Raw genomic sequence first — 14346 nt, 5'->3', positions numbered from 1 at the left:
CCCTCTCTTGGACGGGCGGGAGTGTAGGGACGCGGATGCTCATCCCGGCCCGGCGGACATATTCACCGCGCGCTGAGCGGCGGCCCGGCCGGCATCGGCGCGCCGCGCAGCTGGGCGTCCAGGAAGGCGCGGCTGACGCGGAAGCCATCGCGCAGGTCGGCCTGCGCCGCCTCGGTCGCGCTGCCGCTGCGCGGACCGCGGGCGCCGCCGCCCATCGGACCTTGCGGGCCCTGCTGGCCACCGCGGCCGCCACCCATGCCACCGCCCATTCCGCCACCCATCTGGCTGTGGTGCTGGTCCTGCTCGTGCCAGCCGTCGGGTGCCAGCGTGCCGGCCAGCGCCGCGTGCGGCACGCCGCCGAGGTTCAGCAGCCAGCCGCTGCCCGGCGCCAGCGAGTCGAAGGCCTGGCGGCGTTCGGCGGGGCTGTGCAGCAGGCCCAGCGGGTCCTGGTCGACGTCGCTGGTGACGACCAGCGTCGCCATGCCGCTGGCGGGCGCCTGCATGGCCGGCGGGCTGATCGCGATGACGGCCTGCCAGCCGGCGTCGCCGCGCGCGTCCAGCGCCGTCTGTGCCCCGGTGTCGTAGCCGGCCAGCGCGGCGTGGCGCCAGTCCAGCGCGGGCTGGGCCGCCTGCATCGCCGGCAGCAGGCGGCGCAGCGCGGCCAGGCGGTCGGCGCGCAACGCGCTGCCGTAATGCAGCAGGCCCAGCTCGCGGAACTCGCCGGTGCGCGACAGCTCGGACCGCCAGGCGGCTTCATCCGCCTCCAGCGGCTGCACCGCCAGTACCGTGTAGCCGGCCTGCGCCCACACGGTGGCCCAGCGCTGGCCGGCGTCGCTCGCCTGGCCCAGGCCCGGCAGATAGACGACGACGGGCGTCGCGGCGGCGGCCGTGGCGCTGCGCGTGACGGTCACGCGGCGGCCCAGCACCTCGAAGCCGGCCAGCGACAGGCCCAGCTCGCGCGTCGCGACCTCGGCCCAGGGCTTGGGGGCGGGCGGGCCGCTGGCGCAGCCGGCCAGCGTGAGCGACAGGGCGGTGAACAGCAGCGTGCGGCGGTCGGGGCGGGCGAGGCTCATGGACCGTGACCATAGCCCGGCCTTGTTGCTGCTTTGTTCGGTGGAAACACGGCCGATGCGCCTCCCCTAGACTTCCGCCCCATGAGTGCAGAACAGATCGCCTTCATCGGCGGCGGCAACATGGCCAGCGCCATCATCGGCGGGCTGTTGCGAGCCGGCCTGAGCGCCGCCCAGATCCTTGTCGTCGAACCCCACGAGCCGCAGCGCGAGAAGCTCGCCCGCGACTTCGGCCTGCAGGCGCTGGCCGCCGGCGATGCCAGCCTGGCGCGCGCGACCACGGTCGTGTGGGCCGTCAAGCCGCAGCTCTTCGCCGAGGCCGCCGCGCCGCTGAAGGCGTGGCTCTCCGGCGCGCTGCAGCTGTCGGTCATGGCCGGCATCCGCACCGATTCTCTGGTGGCCGCGACCGGCAGCGAGCGCGTCGTGCGCAGCATGCCCAACACGCCGGCGCTGATCGGCCAGGGCATCGCGGGCCTGTACGCGCGGCCGGCGGTGTCGGCCGACGAGCGTGCGGCCGTCGAGCGGCTGCTGGCGCCGACCGGCCAGACGCTGTGGGTGGACCGCGAGGACGACCTCGATGCGGTGACCGCGCTGTCGGGCTCGGGCCCGGCCTACTTCTTCTTCTTCGTCGAGGCCATGACGGCCGCGGCCGTCGACATGGGCCTGAGCGCCGAGCAGGGCCGCCGCCTGGCGCTGGCCACCTGCGGCGGCGCCGCCGCGCTGGGGCTGGCGTCCGACGAGTCGCCCACGACGCTGCGCGAGCGCGTGACGAGCAAGGGCGGCACGACGTACGCGGCCATCACGTCGATGCAGGCCGACGGCGTCGACGCCGCCGTGCGCCGCGCGGTGCTGGCGGCGCAGAAGCGCGCCGCGGAGCTCGGCAAAGAGTTCGGCTGAGCCCGATGGGCATCGCCACGCGCGACAGCCTGCGCGACTGGCTGCGGGCGCCCGGCTCGCTGAGCCGGCGGCTGGCCCGGCTGGGCGAGCGCTTCAGCGTGCAGGTGCTGCGCCAGCGCGTCGCGCCGTTCCGCGCACTGGAGCGCGCCGCTCTGGGCCTGCCGCCGCGCGGGTTGACGGTCGTGCGCGAGGTCATCCTGCGAGTCGACGGCGAGCCGCTGATCTGGGCGCGCTCGGCCGTGCACCAGCGCGCCACCATCGGCCCCTGGCGGGCGCTCAAGGGCCTGGGCGCCAAGCCGCTGGCGCATCTGCTGTACGACGACTACCGCATCCACCGCAGCGAGCTGCAGCCGCGCCGGCTCTCGCGCCACGGCCATACGCGCCGGCACGCCGCGCGCCAGTGGCAGGCGGCCACGGGCGCGGCCATGCCGGCACAGATGCTGTGGTCGCGCAACTCCGTCTTCAGCCGCAGCGGCGCGCAGCTGCGCGTGATGGAGCTGTTCGCTCCGGGTTTGACCGGTCAACGCCCGGGGCGGCGGCGCTGACCCCTTGATTGCGGGGACGTTTTAGCTGTCCGCGAGCTGACTTTTGGCAGTGGAAATGTTTTCACGCAGTCATAAATTAGCGGCAAATCAAAGAACGCCCATAAACTGTGCCGTAGCAGAGGGGCGTTAGACGACCTGCCGCGTACAGCAGGCGGGCAGAAGAAGTGGGGCAACAACATGAAGACCCGTGACGTGGCGATCTTCACTGGCGAGCGTTTTCTCGTGCCGCAGTGCATTCAGCGCATCGACCATCTTTCCACCCATGGCTGGCAGCTGCGCTATGGCGGCACCAAGCTGTTTTCCGATCACAGCCAGGACGGCAGCGGCGCGCGGCGCGCACTGGCGCTGGCGACCAAGGAATTGCTGAAACGCATCGCGACGATGCCGGCGCCATCGCGCCTGCGCCGCACGCCCAGCCGCAAGAAGCAGAGCGACCTGCCGTCGGGCATCTCCGGCCCCATCGTTCGCCAGCGTGCGGGAAGTCGTGTCCGTGATTGCAGCTTCGCGGTAACCCTGCCCCGCTTCGGCGACACGCCGCTGGCGCGCAGCGTCTACATCGGCACCGAAAACACCTACACCATCGAGCGCTACCAGGAGGCGCTGGAGCGTGCCATCGCGCTGCGCGAGAAGGCCGAGGCCGCCTACCAGCGTGCCGCGACCAAGGAGCGCCGCGCCCAGGCGCAGGTGCTGAAGGTGCAGATGAGCGGGCTGCTCGGGAAAGCCTGAGTCATCTGAAACCCGGTTGAACCGGGGCGGGTGCTGGTGGCGCACACAATCGGCGGCTTGGCTTCAAGCCCAGCCGCCGCCCATGTCTACTGCTGCTTCCCTGCCTGATCGTGTCATCGCTCTGCTGAACGCGCTGCGGCCTGCGCCGCAGGCCGTCAATGCGCGCGAGCGGCTGCGGGTCGTGCTCGGCGCCCTTCTCGGGCTGCTGATCGCCGCGCTGCTGAGCCGCATGACGCTGCCCGCGGGGCTGCCGTGGCTGGTCGCCCCCATCGGCGCCAGCGCGGTGCTGGTGTTCGGCGTGCCGGCCAGCCCGCTGGCCCAGCCCTGGGCCGTCGTCGGCGGCAACACGGTGTCGGCGCTGGCCGGCATCGCCTGCATGAACTGGCTGCCGCTGCCGCCGCTGCAGACGGCGGCGGTCGCCGTCGCGCTGGCCATCGGCGCGATGTTTCTGCTGCGCTGCCTGCACCCGCCCGGCGGCGCGGCCGGGTTGCTGATGGTGCTGACGGCCACGCACGACTGGCACTTTGCCTTCGCGCCGGTGGCGCTGAACTCGCTGCTGCTGGTGACGGCCGGCATGGCCTACAACACGCTCACCGGCCGCCGCTACCCGCACGCCCAGCAGGCGCCCGCGCCGGCCCAGGGCGCGACGGTCGCGCCGCCGCGCTTTGGCGATGCCGAGCTGGACGCCGTGCTGGCCCGCTACAACCAGGTGCTGGACGTGCCGCGCGACGACCTTGCCGGCCTGCTGCACGAGGCCGAGCTGCTGAGCTACCGCAACCGCCTGGGCGGGCTGCGCTGCGCGGACATCATGTCCAGCCCCGTCGTCACCGTCGAGTTCGGCACGCCGCTGGCCGAGGCCTGGGCGCTGCTGCAGCAGCACCGCATCAAGGCGCTGCCGGTCGTGGACCGCGTGCAGCGCATCGTCGGCATCGTCACGCGCGCCGACTTCATGCGTGCCGCTGAAGGCCAGCAGCGCGAGGGCCTGGCCGGCCGGCTGCAGACGCTGCTCAAGGCCTCGCCGACCACGCACTCCAGCAAGCCCGAGGTCGTCGGCCAGATCATGACACGCCAGGTGCGCGTGGCCAGTGCCGACCGCGCCATCGCCGAGCTGGTGCCGCTGTTCTCGGACAGCGGCCACCACCACCTTCCCATCGTCGGCGAGCAGGCTCGTCTCGTCGGCATCCTGACTCAATCCGACCTCGTGAAGGCACTCAGCCATGGCCCATGACGACAAGCAGACTTTCAACTGGGGCGTGATCGGCCCCGGCGGCATCGCCAACCGTTTTGCCGGGGCGCTGGCCGCCGTGCCGGGCGCGCGGCTGGCCGCCGTGTTCGCGCGTGACGCGGCGAAAGGCCAGGCCTACGCCGAGCAGTGGAAGCGCGACGGTGCGCCTGCGCGCGTGACGACAGCGCTGGCGGACCTGCTGGCCGACACGTCCGTGGACGCGGTCTACATCGCCACGCCGCACTCCAACCATGGCGAGTACATCCGCGCCGCGCTGGAGGCGGGCAAGCCGGTGCTGTGCGAGAAGCCGCTGGTCACGTCGCTGGAGGAGGGCCAGGAACTCATCGACCTGGCGCGCGCGAAGGGCGTGTTCCTGATGGAGGCGGTGTGGACGCGCTTCCTGCCGGCCTACGACCTCGCCGGCCAGATGCTGCGCGACGGCGCCATCGGCGAGCTGCGGGCGATGCAGTCGAGCTTCTGCTTCTCGTCCGGCTACGACCCCGAGCACCGCAACTGGAACCCGGCGCTGGCCGGCGGCTCGCTGTGGGACATCGGCATCTACAACCTCGTGGTGACGCGCTGGGTGCTGCAGCAGTTCAACGGCGGCGCCTGCCCGGAGCCGCTGTCCATCGACGTGGCGGCGACGCTGGCGCCCACCGGCGTGGACGCGTCCGTGACGGCGACGCTGCATTTCCCTGGCGGCATCACGTCGCAGTTCCGCTGCGGCTTCGACGCGTCGTCGGTCAACGCGTTCGAGGCACTGGGCTCCAAGGCCGGGCTGCGTTTCCCGGTGGACTTCTGGGGCTCCGAGGCCGTCGAGCTGGTCACGCGCAAGGAGCCGGCCCGGCGCTTCGACGCGCCGCACGTCGTCAACGGCTTCGAGGGCGAGATCGCCGAAGCGCAGGCCTGCATCCGCGCCGGCCTGCTGGAGAGCCCGCGCATGCCGCACGAGGAGACGCTGGGCTTGCTGCGCTGGTCCGACGCGATCCGGGCCAAGTTCCCTGGCGGCGTGAACAAGAAGGGCTAGTCCCCTCGGGGCTGAGGCCGGACACGACAAGTTCTGTGGACTTGTCGTGCCTGCCGAAGCTCTGCGGCCGCTGGCCGCAGAGTGGTCCCGACCAAGGTACTCCTTGGGCGAGGTGCTAACGGCCCAGCCAGATCCGGTTGTTGCGCGCCGGGTTGCGCCTGAGCGTCAGCGCCGCGCTGCCGCCCTCGCCGCTGGCCGCGCTCTGCGCGTGCACCGTGGCGCTGCTGCCGCTCGCCAGCACCGGACAGCTGCCGCGGTCCACGTGGCCCAGCGCCGAGGCCAGCATGGACTCGCTCGTGTCGCCCAGCGCGTGGCCCATGTCGTCGGCCACCGTGCAGCCCTTGACGAAGCGCGTGCCAGCCGTGCCGGTGGCGCTCGGCTCGAAACCGTCCGCGTAGTCGCCGAAGCCCTGCGCGTTGACGCCGGCGAACTCGATCGGGAAGTAGGTGACGCCGCAGTTGTCCCGGGGCGTGAAGCCATAGGGCTTGCCGCAGGTCTTGCCGCCCACCAGCACCACGTCCACGCCCACGCCGCGCAGGCTGTTGATGACCGATTCGCTGGCCGAGCAGGTGCCCGACTGCGCCAGCACGTAGACGCGGGCGAGGTTCAGCGTCGGCAGGGCGTCCTGCGTCGTGCAGCTGTTGCCGACGAGGTTGCAGGACGTGGTGAAGAACGGCGTCGTCGTGTTCTCGCTGCTGCGCTTGGCGCTGTACTTCAGCGTCTCGAAGGCCTGGCCGGCGGTGCGCGTGGTGCCGGCGATCATCGTGGCCAGCTCGCTGGCGATGTAGAGGTAGCCGCCGCCGTTGTAGCGCAGGTCCAGCACCAGTTCCTGCACGCCCTGCGTCTGGAAGCTGCGCATCGCGGTGATGAGCTGGGCTTCCGACGGCGCGTTGTGGTCGTTGAAGAGCACGTAGCCGGCCTTGGTGCCCAGCGGCGTCGTCACGACCTTGGCAATGGGCACCGGCGTGCGCGTGACGGCCGCGCTCGTCAGGCTGCGGGTGATCGTGGCGCCGCCGTTGCGCGTGAACGTGAAGTTGTGCGCGGTGCCGGCCTGGCCCGGGTAGAGCGCTGCGTTCAGCGCGTCGGTGCCGGTGTTGGAGGTCGTGTCGGCGCTGGTGCCATCGGCCGTGACGAGCTGGTCGCCGCGCACGATGCCGGCCAGGTCGGCCGGGCTGCCGGCCTCCACGTAGGCGACGCGGATCTGGCGCGGCGGCGTCACGCTCGCCAGCGTCCACTCGATGCCGTAGCCGGCCTCGACGCCGCTGCCGCTGAGCGCCTGCCACTCGGTCGTCGGGTAGGTGAAGCTGAAGCGGTCGCGCAGCTGGCCGCTGCCGGTCACGCCGGTCGTCTTCAGCGCCTCGAAGTAGTTGTCCATCGCGACGTAGGTGTCGCTGCCGCTGTAGCTGGCGAGGTTGGGGTTCACGCTGGGCACCTCGTCGCGCCACAGGTAGGCCTCGTCGAAGTAGGCGCGCAGCCAGCTCTTCTCGGTGGAGAGGGACGCAGTGCGCAGGTTGCCCGCGGCCAGCGTGTTGTTGGATGCGCATTGCTGCGCGAAGCTGGAAGACGGCCCGGCCGGGCCGTACAGCGGGGTGTCGGGGTTGCCCACCACCGGCGCGCCGACACTACCGCCGCTGCCACCGCCACCGCCGCAACCGCTCAGCGCCAGCCCCAGTGCGGCAGCCAGCAGCGCGGCCCCGCGGATCGTTCTCGTCATTGCTCTCACTCCCTGTGATTCGCGGGGCAATGTAAGCGCTGTGACGGCGAGGTGACGAAAGCGCTCCGCTGGGAGGAGTTGTTACTTTTCACCTCAGCGCAGGCCGAGGTCCACGACCGTGCCGGCGAACACCGCGAAACCCAGCCAGTGGTTGGAGCGGAAGGCGGTGAAGCACTCGGCGCGCTGGCGGTGGCGGATCAGCGTGTAGTGCCACAGCGCCTGCGCCGCGGCCACCGCGATGCCGGCCAGGAACCAGCGCCCCAGCCCCAGCCGCAGGCCCAGGCCGGCCCACATCGCGAGGTAGGTGGCGTAGAACATCATGATGCCGGCCACGTCCCAGCGGCCCAGCGCGATGGCCGACGAGCGCACGCCGATGCGCAGGTCGTCGTCGCGGTCCACCATGGCGTACTCGGTGTCGTAGGCCAGCACCCAGAACAGGTTGGCGACCAGCAGCGCCCAGGCCGACAGCGGCACCGCGCGCAGGTTCCACTCCGTGCCGCCCAGCGCCGCGGCGAACGCCATCGGGATGCCGAACGAGAACGCGATGCCCAGCACCGCCTGCGGCATCGCCAGCACGCGCTTGGCGAACGGGTAGGCGATGGCCACCGCCAGCGCCGCGAAGCTCAACAGGATGGCCGGCGGGTTGGTCGTCAGCACGAGGCCGAAGGACGCCAGCGACAGCGCTGCGCCGAGCAGCAGCGCCTCCTTCACCGACACCGCGCCCGTCGTCACCGGCCGGCCGGCGGTGCGCTTCACGTGGCGGTCGAACTCGCGGTCTGCCACGTCGTTGACGCAGCAGCCTGCCGAGCGCATCAGCACCGTGCCAAGCGTGAACACGGCCACCAGATGCCAGCCGGGAAAGCCGTCCGCCGCGATCCACAGCGCGGCCAGCGTCGGCCACAGCAGCAGCAACCAGCCGGCCGGGCGGTCCCAGCGGATCAGCTGCAGGTAGAGGGTCAGCCGCGAGGGGGGCGTGGCGGGAGGGACGGTGGAGGTCATGCGTGGATTTTCACGCGGCGTGGGCGTCGGCCCGTCACTGGCGCAAACTCCGGCGCGCGTCCACCGGGAGCCCGCATGCAGATCACCGCGCAAGTCAGCAACACCGCCGCCAGCCATGCCGTCCACGTCGCGACCGCCGGCCAGGCCAAGCCGCTTGCCATTGACGGCCGCGCCGGTGGCGGCTCGGCCGTCAATGGCGGTGAGTTTCTGATGCTGGCGCTGGCCACCTGCTACTGCAACGACCTCTACCGAGAGGCGGCGCGGCTGCGGATCGAGCTGACCGCCGTGGAGGTCGAGGCCAGCGCCGAGTTCGACGGCATCGGCCTGGCGGCGCGCGACATCGCCTACCGCGCCCGCGTCGTGTCGCCGGCCGCGGCGGAGCTGATCGAGCAGTTGCTGCGCGAGACCGACGCCGTCGCCGAAGTGCACAACACGCTGCGTGCCGGCGGGCAGGTCCGCCGCCTGCCCTGGGCCTGAGCACGGTCGCCAAGTCCTGGCCGGTGCAGGGGCAATGCGCCGCCCCTACAGTCGCGGCGACCTCAGCCCCGTCCCCCCGACGCCATGACCGACAAGCTCAGCTCGTTCCCGATCACGAAGAAGTGGCCCGCGACGCGGCCCGACGTTCTGCAGCTCTATTCGCTGCCCACACCCAACGGCGTGAAGGTGTCGATCGCGCTGGAGGAACTGGGCCTGCCCTACGAGCCGCATCTGGTGAAGTTCGACACCAACGACCAGCTGAGCCCCGAGTTCCTGTCGCTGAACCCGAACAACAAGATTCCCGCCATCATCGACCCCGACGGCCCGGGCGGTGAACCGCTGCCGCTGTTCGAGAGCGGCGCCATCCTGATCTACCTTGCCGACAAGACCGGCCGGCTGCTGCCCCAGGACCCGGCGCGGCGCTACGAGGCCCTGCAGTGGCTGATGTTCCAGATGGGCGGCATCGGGCCGATGTTTGGCCAGGTCGGCTTCTTCCACAAGTTCGCCGGCAAGGAGTTTGAAGACAAGCGTCCGCGCGATCGCTACGTGGCCGAGTCGCGCCGCCTGCTGGCCGTGCTGGACCGGCACCTGCAGGGCAAGGCCTGGGTGGTGGGCGACGAGTACGGCATCGCCGACATCGCCATCTTTCCGTGGGTTCGCAACCTCGCCGGCTTCTACGAGGCCGGCGAGCTGGTGGGCTATGCCGACTTCAAGGAGGTCGACCGCGTGCTGCAGGCCTTCCTCGCGCGGCCGGCCGTGCAGCGCGGGCTCAACATCCCAGCACGGGGGTGAAGTGCCCCTCGCATGGTCTCGCCGCGCTGAACGCGGGCGTGCCCAGTCGGTCTTGCAGACCGCGCAGCCGGCAGAGCGGCTGCTCTTCGGCAGGCACGACAAGTCCTCAGGACTTGTCGTGTCCGGCCTCAGCCCCCGAGGGGACGGCGATGCTTGCGGCATCGAGCCGCAAGCACATCGCCTATGGCGGGCCGGCTTGGGAGCGGCCCGGCGCTCGGCCCGCAAGGCGTCGCCGCTCTTCAGTGGAATTCGCCCGTCAGTACCCGCGCGCGCTGCAGTGAGTCGGCCACGATGCGGGCCGCCGTCTGGCACAGCGCCGGCGTGTGGTCGGCCATGACCTGCATGCGCAGCCGTGCGCTGTTCAGCGACACGGCCGGGTACTCGACGACGTTGGCGAGCAGCCCGGCCTGGCTCATCTCGCGGCAGGCCACGCGGGCCAGCGCGTCCGGGCCCAGCATCACCGGCACGATGGGCGACGGGTGCCCCAGCACGGTGACACCCTGCTCGGTCAGCGCGCCGCGCAGGCCGACGATGGCTTGCATCAGCCGGTCGCGCCGCTGCTGGCCCTCGCCGCTGCGCACGATGGCCAGGCAGGCGCGCACGATGGCTACCTGCACCGGCGACAGCGCGTTGGAGAAGGTGTTGGGCGCGGCGTAGAAGCGCAGGTACTCCTTGATCGCCGGGTCGTGGCTGGCGACGAAGCCGCCGTTGGACGCGAAGGTCTTGGAGAACGAGCCCATCACCAGGTCCACCTGGCCCAGCATGCCTTGCAGCCCGAGCTGGCCCGTGCCGCCGGGGCCCAGGCAGCCGAGGTCGTGCGCCACGTCCACCATCAGCAGCGCGCCGTGCTCGCGCGCCAGCAGCTGCAGCCGGCGCAGGTCGGGCGAGTCGGCGTCCATCGAGAAGCAGCCCTCGGTGACGACGAGGATGCCGTTGCGCGGGTCGCGCTGGCGCACGCGCTTGAGCAGGCGCTCGACGTGGTCCACGTCCAGGTGCCGGTGCAGGTGGATGTTGGGCGTCGCCGCACGGGCACCCTCGTGCAGGCAGTTGTGGGCGAGCTGATCGATGACGATGTGGTCGGTCTCGCGCACCAGGCCCTTGATCGCACCGAAGCCGGCGGCCCAGCCGGTCGGGAACAGCAGCACCTCGGGCGTGCGCAGCAGCTCGCCCAGCTCGGCCTCCAGCGCCGCGGCCTCCTCGACGTTGCCGGCCAGCGCCGTCGAGCCGGCGCTGTGCACGCCGAAGCGGTCCATGGCCTGCTGTGCCGCCGCGCAGACCAGCGGGTGGCGGGCCAGTGACAGGTACTCCTGCGACGAGAAGTTCAGCCCCGCATGGCGCTGGCCGTCCAGCAGCGTCAGCTCGGCCGTCGCGCCCGGCCGGCCGCCGAGGCGTTTGGCGTATGGGAACACACCGTGGCTCACGCGCGTCTGCGCCCAGGCGTGGAAGGCCTGGGCCTTGGCGGCCAGGTCGGTGCCTGGCTGCGTCAGGTAGTCGAACGACGAGCCACGCAGCTCCGGTGCGTCGGTCGCGTGTTCATGCGTCGCCGTCTCGACGGCGTGTTCCAGCAAATCGTCCATGGCTGCCCCCAGCAAGATGAGTCGGTGTTGTGGGGATGGACTGTGCGCAGCGGCGGCCCACCTGGCATCCGCAGTTCTGTCGAGTTTTTGGCGTGTCGGCAAGACCCGGCACCTCGCGGCGCGGGTCGGCCGGTCAGGCCGGCCGGCGCTCGCGCTGCCTGGCCGTGATGGCCTTGATGACGGTCTTCAGCGGTGGCGCGGCAGCGAAGTCCGCCTCGTGCGGCGCCAGCGCCAGATCCAGCAGCCGGCGCACGGCCGGGCGGTCCAGGTCGCCGGGTGCATCGAGGCGGATGCTGCGCACGCGCACGCCATCGCCTTCGAGCAGGCCGTCGGGATCGGGCAGGTCCTTGCCGTACAGGAAGAACAGCGTCACCCAGCGCGGGTAGGCCGCGATGGACACGAGGCTGGCCGAGGCCTTGTCAGCCCAGGCATAACCGATGGCCAGTGCGTTGTAGTTGTCGTAGACCAGCTCGTAGCCGCGCGGCACGCGGGCGCACAGCTTGCGTCGGCAGGCCGTGATGGCGTCGGCCATCTCGGGCGTGTAGCGGGCGATGAGGTCGGCCACCTGGCGCGCGGTGGGGTCGGTCGGCATCGGCGCGGCTTCCTCAGTTCAACGCGGTCACCCGGTCGCCGTCCTGCGGCACGCAGCCGGCTGCCAGCGGCGCGCCGCCTTCCCGCTGCACGACGCCCTGCGGCCCGTGGCAGAACTCGAGGCGCCGCGCGGTGGGCCAGCGCGCTTGCGCGAACGCCTCCAGGTTGTTCGGCAGGCTGGTCATCACGGTGCCCGCGTCCAGCAGCTCGCGCGGGTGGTCGTCGACATGGACCCAGGGCACGAAGAGGCCGGCCAGCATCAGCCACGGCGGCGCGTGCACCGGCTCGGGTGCATAGCCTTCGTGCTTCAGCCAGGCCTGGGCGTCCGCACGGGAGGCGGTGCCGGCCACGGACGCGGCCAGCAGCTCCGCCACCCACTGGTTGCAGTTCTGGTAGCGCGTGCTGAAGGGGTAGGCGTTGGCGCTGTAGCGGGCGTTCAGCAGGCCCAGCGCCAGCGGCTTGTCGAGCGCGGCGTCGGCCAGCCGGCCGGCGGCTTCGGGGGGCAACAGCAGCACGCTGATGAAGCCGAGGTGGATGTCGTCACTGCCGGTCACGAAGCCGGCCAGGCCCTGGTCGAACAGGCGCGGCTGGCCCTCGTCGCACGAGTAGTAGAGCTGGCGCACGGCCCAGGGCGTGTCCAGGCCGTCGGCCAGCGCGACGGCGGCGTGCGAGTAGCGCAGGCCCAGGCGCGACAGGTCGGTGCCCGAGCGGGCGATCAGCGCGGCCCGGGCGCCCGACGCGGCCAGCGCGTCGCGCACGACGGCGGTGAAGCGCAGCAGGCGGTCCTGCTGGACGGCGTTGACGGCGACCGGGCGGCTGCATCCCTGCGGCAGCAGCGAGCCGGCCTGGGCGGCGCCCGCGGCCACCAGCCCCAGCGCCGCCAGCGCGGCCCGGATCAAGGCTTGACGACGTGCGCGGCCAGTTCGCGGTGCCAGGTGTCCTCCAGCACGAGGAAGAAGGCCTGGCCCGTGTCGGCATGGGCGAAGGCGACGCCGTAGGGCTGGGGCGTGGCCTGCACCTCATCGCCGACGTTGACGGCGCGCGCGGCGAGCGCTTGCTGCGGCAGCGTCAGCTCGACGGGATCGGCGCCCTCGCGGGCCATCTTCAACGTCAGCTTGCCGGCGTCGGCCTGGGCGACCTCGGTGACGCGGTAGCGGCCTTCGGCATACCTGTCGCCACCGCCGCCGCTGCTGTTGGATGAGGCCTTGAACGAGTCGGACACGCTGCCCGATGCGGAGGAACCGGCATCGGCGGCGGACGAGGCGAAGGAACTGGCGTTGGCAGCGGTGGCGGCGGCCAGGGCCAGGACGGTCAGGAGGGCAAGGCGCATCGGGGACTCACGGAGGTGGAAGCGCCAACGATAGCGCGACAGCGAGACCCGAAGGTGTCTGCGCTGTTTCAACCGGGAACAGGGCCGGCGCGCAGGCGCGCACGACCGGGGACGGGGCGGCGCGCTGCCGACCCCGATCCCGTGGCGGCCTTACTTCTTGGGCGCCGAGGCGGCGTCGGCGGCCGGGGCGTCCTTGACCCAGGTGCCCTTGTCGGCGAGGCAGGCCTTCTTGGTCTTGGCCATGTCCATGGTGCCGTCGGCCAGCTTGCAGTGATGGTTCTGGCGCGGTCCGGCGGCGAACGTCAGGGAGGAGCTGGTCACCAGGGCGGCGGAGACCAGGGCGATGCGCAGCAGAGTCGTGGAAGTCATCTTGAATCCTTGGAAGTGTTGCCAGCCGGGTGCGGCCGACGGCAGAAAACTCTACTTCGGCGCATGACGGCGGTGTGTGTCGCAGTGTTGCGTTGATGCGCCCCACGCTTGCGCGAAGCCGTCTGCCCAGGCCGGCCCGGGCCGGGACGGCTGGCGGTCGGCGCGCCGCGCTGAGAATCCGCGCCTCGCGCAACCCATCCTGCCGGCATCTTGACCCTCATGATCCCCCGCATCACGGCCGCCTGCCTGCTGGCACTCGGCACCACGACGGCGGCCCTGGCCGCGCCCTTCGAGCTGGTGGTCTATTCGGACGATGTCGCGGCGCCGGGCGAGGTGGAGGTGGAGACCGTCGCCTCGCTGGCGCACACGCGCGCCGGGTCGGGCCTGCCGCGTCGGGTCGGGCAGGTGCTGGGCGAGGTGAACTACGGCATCGCCAACGGGTGGGCCGTGGGGCTGGAGCTGCCCTACACCTACACCTCGGGGCGACACAAGGTCGAGGGGCTGGCGGTGGAGCTGCAGTACGTGGCGCCGCACGACGAGGACGCCGGCTGGTTCTGGGGCGTGCGGGCCGACGTGGGGCGCACCGCCTCGGTCTACGAGGCCGAAGCGGAAGCGCACCTGGATGTGAACCCCATCGTCGGCTACCGGGGCGGCAGCTACCGCGTGGTCCTCAACCCCTCGCTGGAAAGCCCGCTGAAGCGGGGGGAAGGACCGGTGCGCTTCCAGCCCTCGGCCAAGGTCGCCGTTCGGGCGTCGCAGCAGGACGAAGTGGGCGCCGAGTACTACGGCGACTGGGGCCCGCTGCGCCACCCGCTGACTGGCTCCAGACGCGACGAGACGCTGTACGCGGTGTGGGACCGGCAGGCGTCCTTCGGCCGGCTCAACCTGGGCGTGGGGCAGGCGCTGCGCACGTCGGGCGGCGCGGACCGCTGGGTGCTCAAGATGGGCGTGCAGTTCGAGCTGGACTGACGGCAGGTTCCGTCGCGGGCGCACCAGCGCCCCGCGGC

At 71.8% G+C, this 14346-nt stretch carries 16 protein-coding genes; 8 read left to right on the top strand and 8 right to left on the bottom strand.

What is annotated here, in order from left to right:
* Positions 1-62 precede the first annotated feature (62 nt).
* A complete protein-coding gene (locus ACG04R_RS02380) occupies positions 63-1073 on the bottom strand; it encodes an alpha/beta hydrolase (protein ID WP_394406169.1) in 1011 nt (336 codons plus the stop codon).
* 81 nt (positions 1074-1154) lie between these two features.
* Here ACG04R_RS02380 and proC point away from each other — a divergent pair, with 81 nt between their 5' ends.
* The 5 genes from proC to ACG04R_RS02355 all read left to right on the top strand — a co-directional run bounded on the left by proC (position 1155) and on the right by ACG04R_RS02355 (position 5490).
* Complete coding sequence (proC, locus tag ACG04R_RS02375) at positions 1155-1967, top strand: pyrroline-5-carboxylate reductase (protein ID WP_394406167.1); 813 nt, start codon at positions 1155-1157, stop codon at positions 1965-1967.
* 5 nt (positions 1968-1972) lie between these two features.
* The gene (locus ACG04R_RS02370; protein ID WP_394406166.1) at positions 1973-2512 is read left to right on the top strand and encodes a chorismate--pyruvate lyase family protein; all 540 of its coding nucleotides are present in this window, start codon (positions 1973-1975) and stop codon (positions 2510-2512) included.
* Positions 2513-2689: 177 nt separating this feature from the next.
* Positions 2690-3238 carry a hypothetical protein gene (locus tag ACG04R_RS02365; RefSeq protein WP_394406165.1) on the top strand — a complete coding sequence of 183 codons (549 nt, stop codon included), beginning with the start codon at positions 2690-2692 and terminating at the stop codon, positions 3236-3238.
* Positions 3239-3320: 82 nt separating this feature from the next.
* Complete coding sequence (locus ACG04R_RS02360) at positions 3321-4466, top strand: HPP family protein (protein ID WP_394406163.1); 1146 nt, start codon at positions 3321-3323, stop codon at positions 4464-4466.
* Positions 4456-5490 (top strand): Gfo/Idh/MocA family protein, encoded by a 1035-nt coding sequence (locus ACG04R_RS02355; RefSeq protein WP_394406161.1) that lies wholly within the window; start codon positions 4456-4458, stop codon positions 5488-5490. Before ACG04R_RS02360 ends, ACG04R_RS02355 begins: the two co-directional genes overlap by 11 nt.
* A gap of 115 nt (positions 5491-5605) precedes the next feature.
* On the opposite strand, the gene ACG04R_RS02350 is transcribed toward ACG04R_RS02355, so the two are convergent.
* Entirely contained in the window at positions 5606-7204 is a 1599-nt protein-coding gene (locus ACG04R_RS02350) for a S41 family peptidase (RefSeq protein WP_394406160.1), read from the bottom strand.
* A 93-nt stretch (positions 7205-7297) separates the two neighbouring features.
* On the bottom strand, positions 7298-8203 hold the full coding sequence (gene ubiA, locus ACG04R_RS02345; RefSeq protein WP_394406159.1) for a 4-hydroxybenzoate octaprenyltransferase: 906 nt from the start codon (positions 8201-8203) through the stop codon (positions 7298-7300).
* 75 nt (positions 8204-8278) lie between these two features.
* On the opposite strand from ubiA, the gene ACG04R_RS02340 reads away from it, so the two are divergent.
* Positions 8279-8680, top strand: coding sequence for an OsmC family protein (locus ACG04R_RS02340; protein WP_394406157.1), 402 nt, complete (start codon positions 8279-8281; stop codon positions 8678-8680).
* A gap of 84 nt (positions 8681-8764) precedes the next feature.
* Positions 8765-9472, top strand: coding sequence for a glutathione S-transferase N-terminal domain-containing protein (locus ACG04R_RS02335; protein ID WP_394406156.1), 708 nt, complete (start codon positions 8765-8767; stop codon positions 9470-9472).
* A 239-nt stretch (positions 9473-9711) separates the two neighbouring features.
* Here the strand turns inward: ACG04R_RS02335 and ACG04R_RS02330 are convergent, their stop codons facing one another.
* From ACG04R_RS02330 to ACG04R_RS02310, 5 genes are all read right to left on the bottom strand, one after another.
* A complete protein-coding gene (locus tag ACG04R_RS02330; protein WP_394406155.1) occupies positions 9712-11049 on the bottom strand; it encodes an aminotransferase class I/II-fold pyridoxal phosphate-dependent enzyme in 1338 nt (445 codons plus the stop codon).
* 133 nt (positions 11050-11182) lie between these two features.
* On the bottom strand, positions 11183-11641 hold the full coding sequence (locus ACG04R_RS02325) for a hypothetical protein (RefSeq protein WP_394406153.1): 459 nt from the start codon (positions 11639-11641) through the stop codon (positions 11183-11185).
* 13 nt (positions 11642-11654) lie between these two features.
* Positions 11655-12539, bottom strand: coding sequence for a DUF2145 domain-containing protein (locus ACG04R_RS02320; RefSeq protein ID WP_394406151.1), 885 nt, complete (start codon positions 12537-12539; stop codon positions 11655-11657).
* The gene (locus ACG04R_RS02315) at positions 12536-12970 is read right to left on the bottom strand and encodes a hypothetical protein (RefSeq protein WP_394406150.1); all 435 of its coding nucleotides are present in this window, start codon (positions 12968-12970) and stop codon (positions 12536-12538) included. The genes ACG04R_RS02320 and ACG04R_RS02315 overlap by 4 nt, the downstream gene beginning before the upstream one ends.
* Before the next feature lie 150 nt (positions 12971-13120).
* A complete protein-coding gene (locus tag ACG04R_RS02310) occupies positions 13121-13339 on the bottom strand; it encodes a hypothetical protein (protein ID WP_394406149.1) in 219 nt (72 codons plus the stop codon).
* A 219-nt stretch (positions 13340-13558) separates the two neighbouring features.
* On the opposite strand from ACG04R_RS02310, the gene ACG04R_RS02305 reads away from it, so the two are divergent.
* The gene (locus tag ACG04R_RS02305) at positions 13559-14308 is read left to right on the top strand and encodes a hypothetical protein (protein ID WP_394406147.1); all 750 of its coding nucleotides are present in this window, start codon (positions 13559-13561) and stop codon (positions 14306-14308) included.
* Positions 14309-14346 lie beyond the last annotated feature (38 nt).

The sequence above is a fragment of the Pelomonas candidula genome (assembly GCF_043555985.1).
In the GTDB taxonomy this organism is placed as follows: domain Bacteria; phylum Pseudomonadota; class Gammaproteobacteria; order Burkholderiales; family Burkholderiaceae_C; genus Pelomonas; species Pelomonas candidula.
This window is presented reverse-complemented; position numbering and strand designations above follow the sequence as displayed.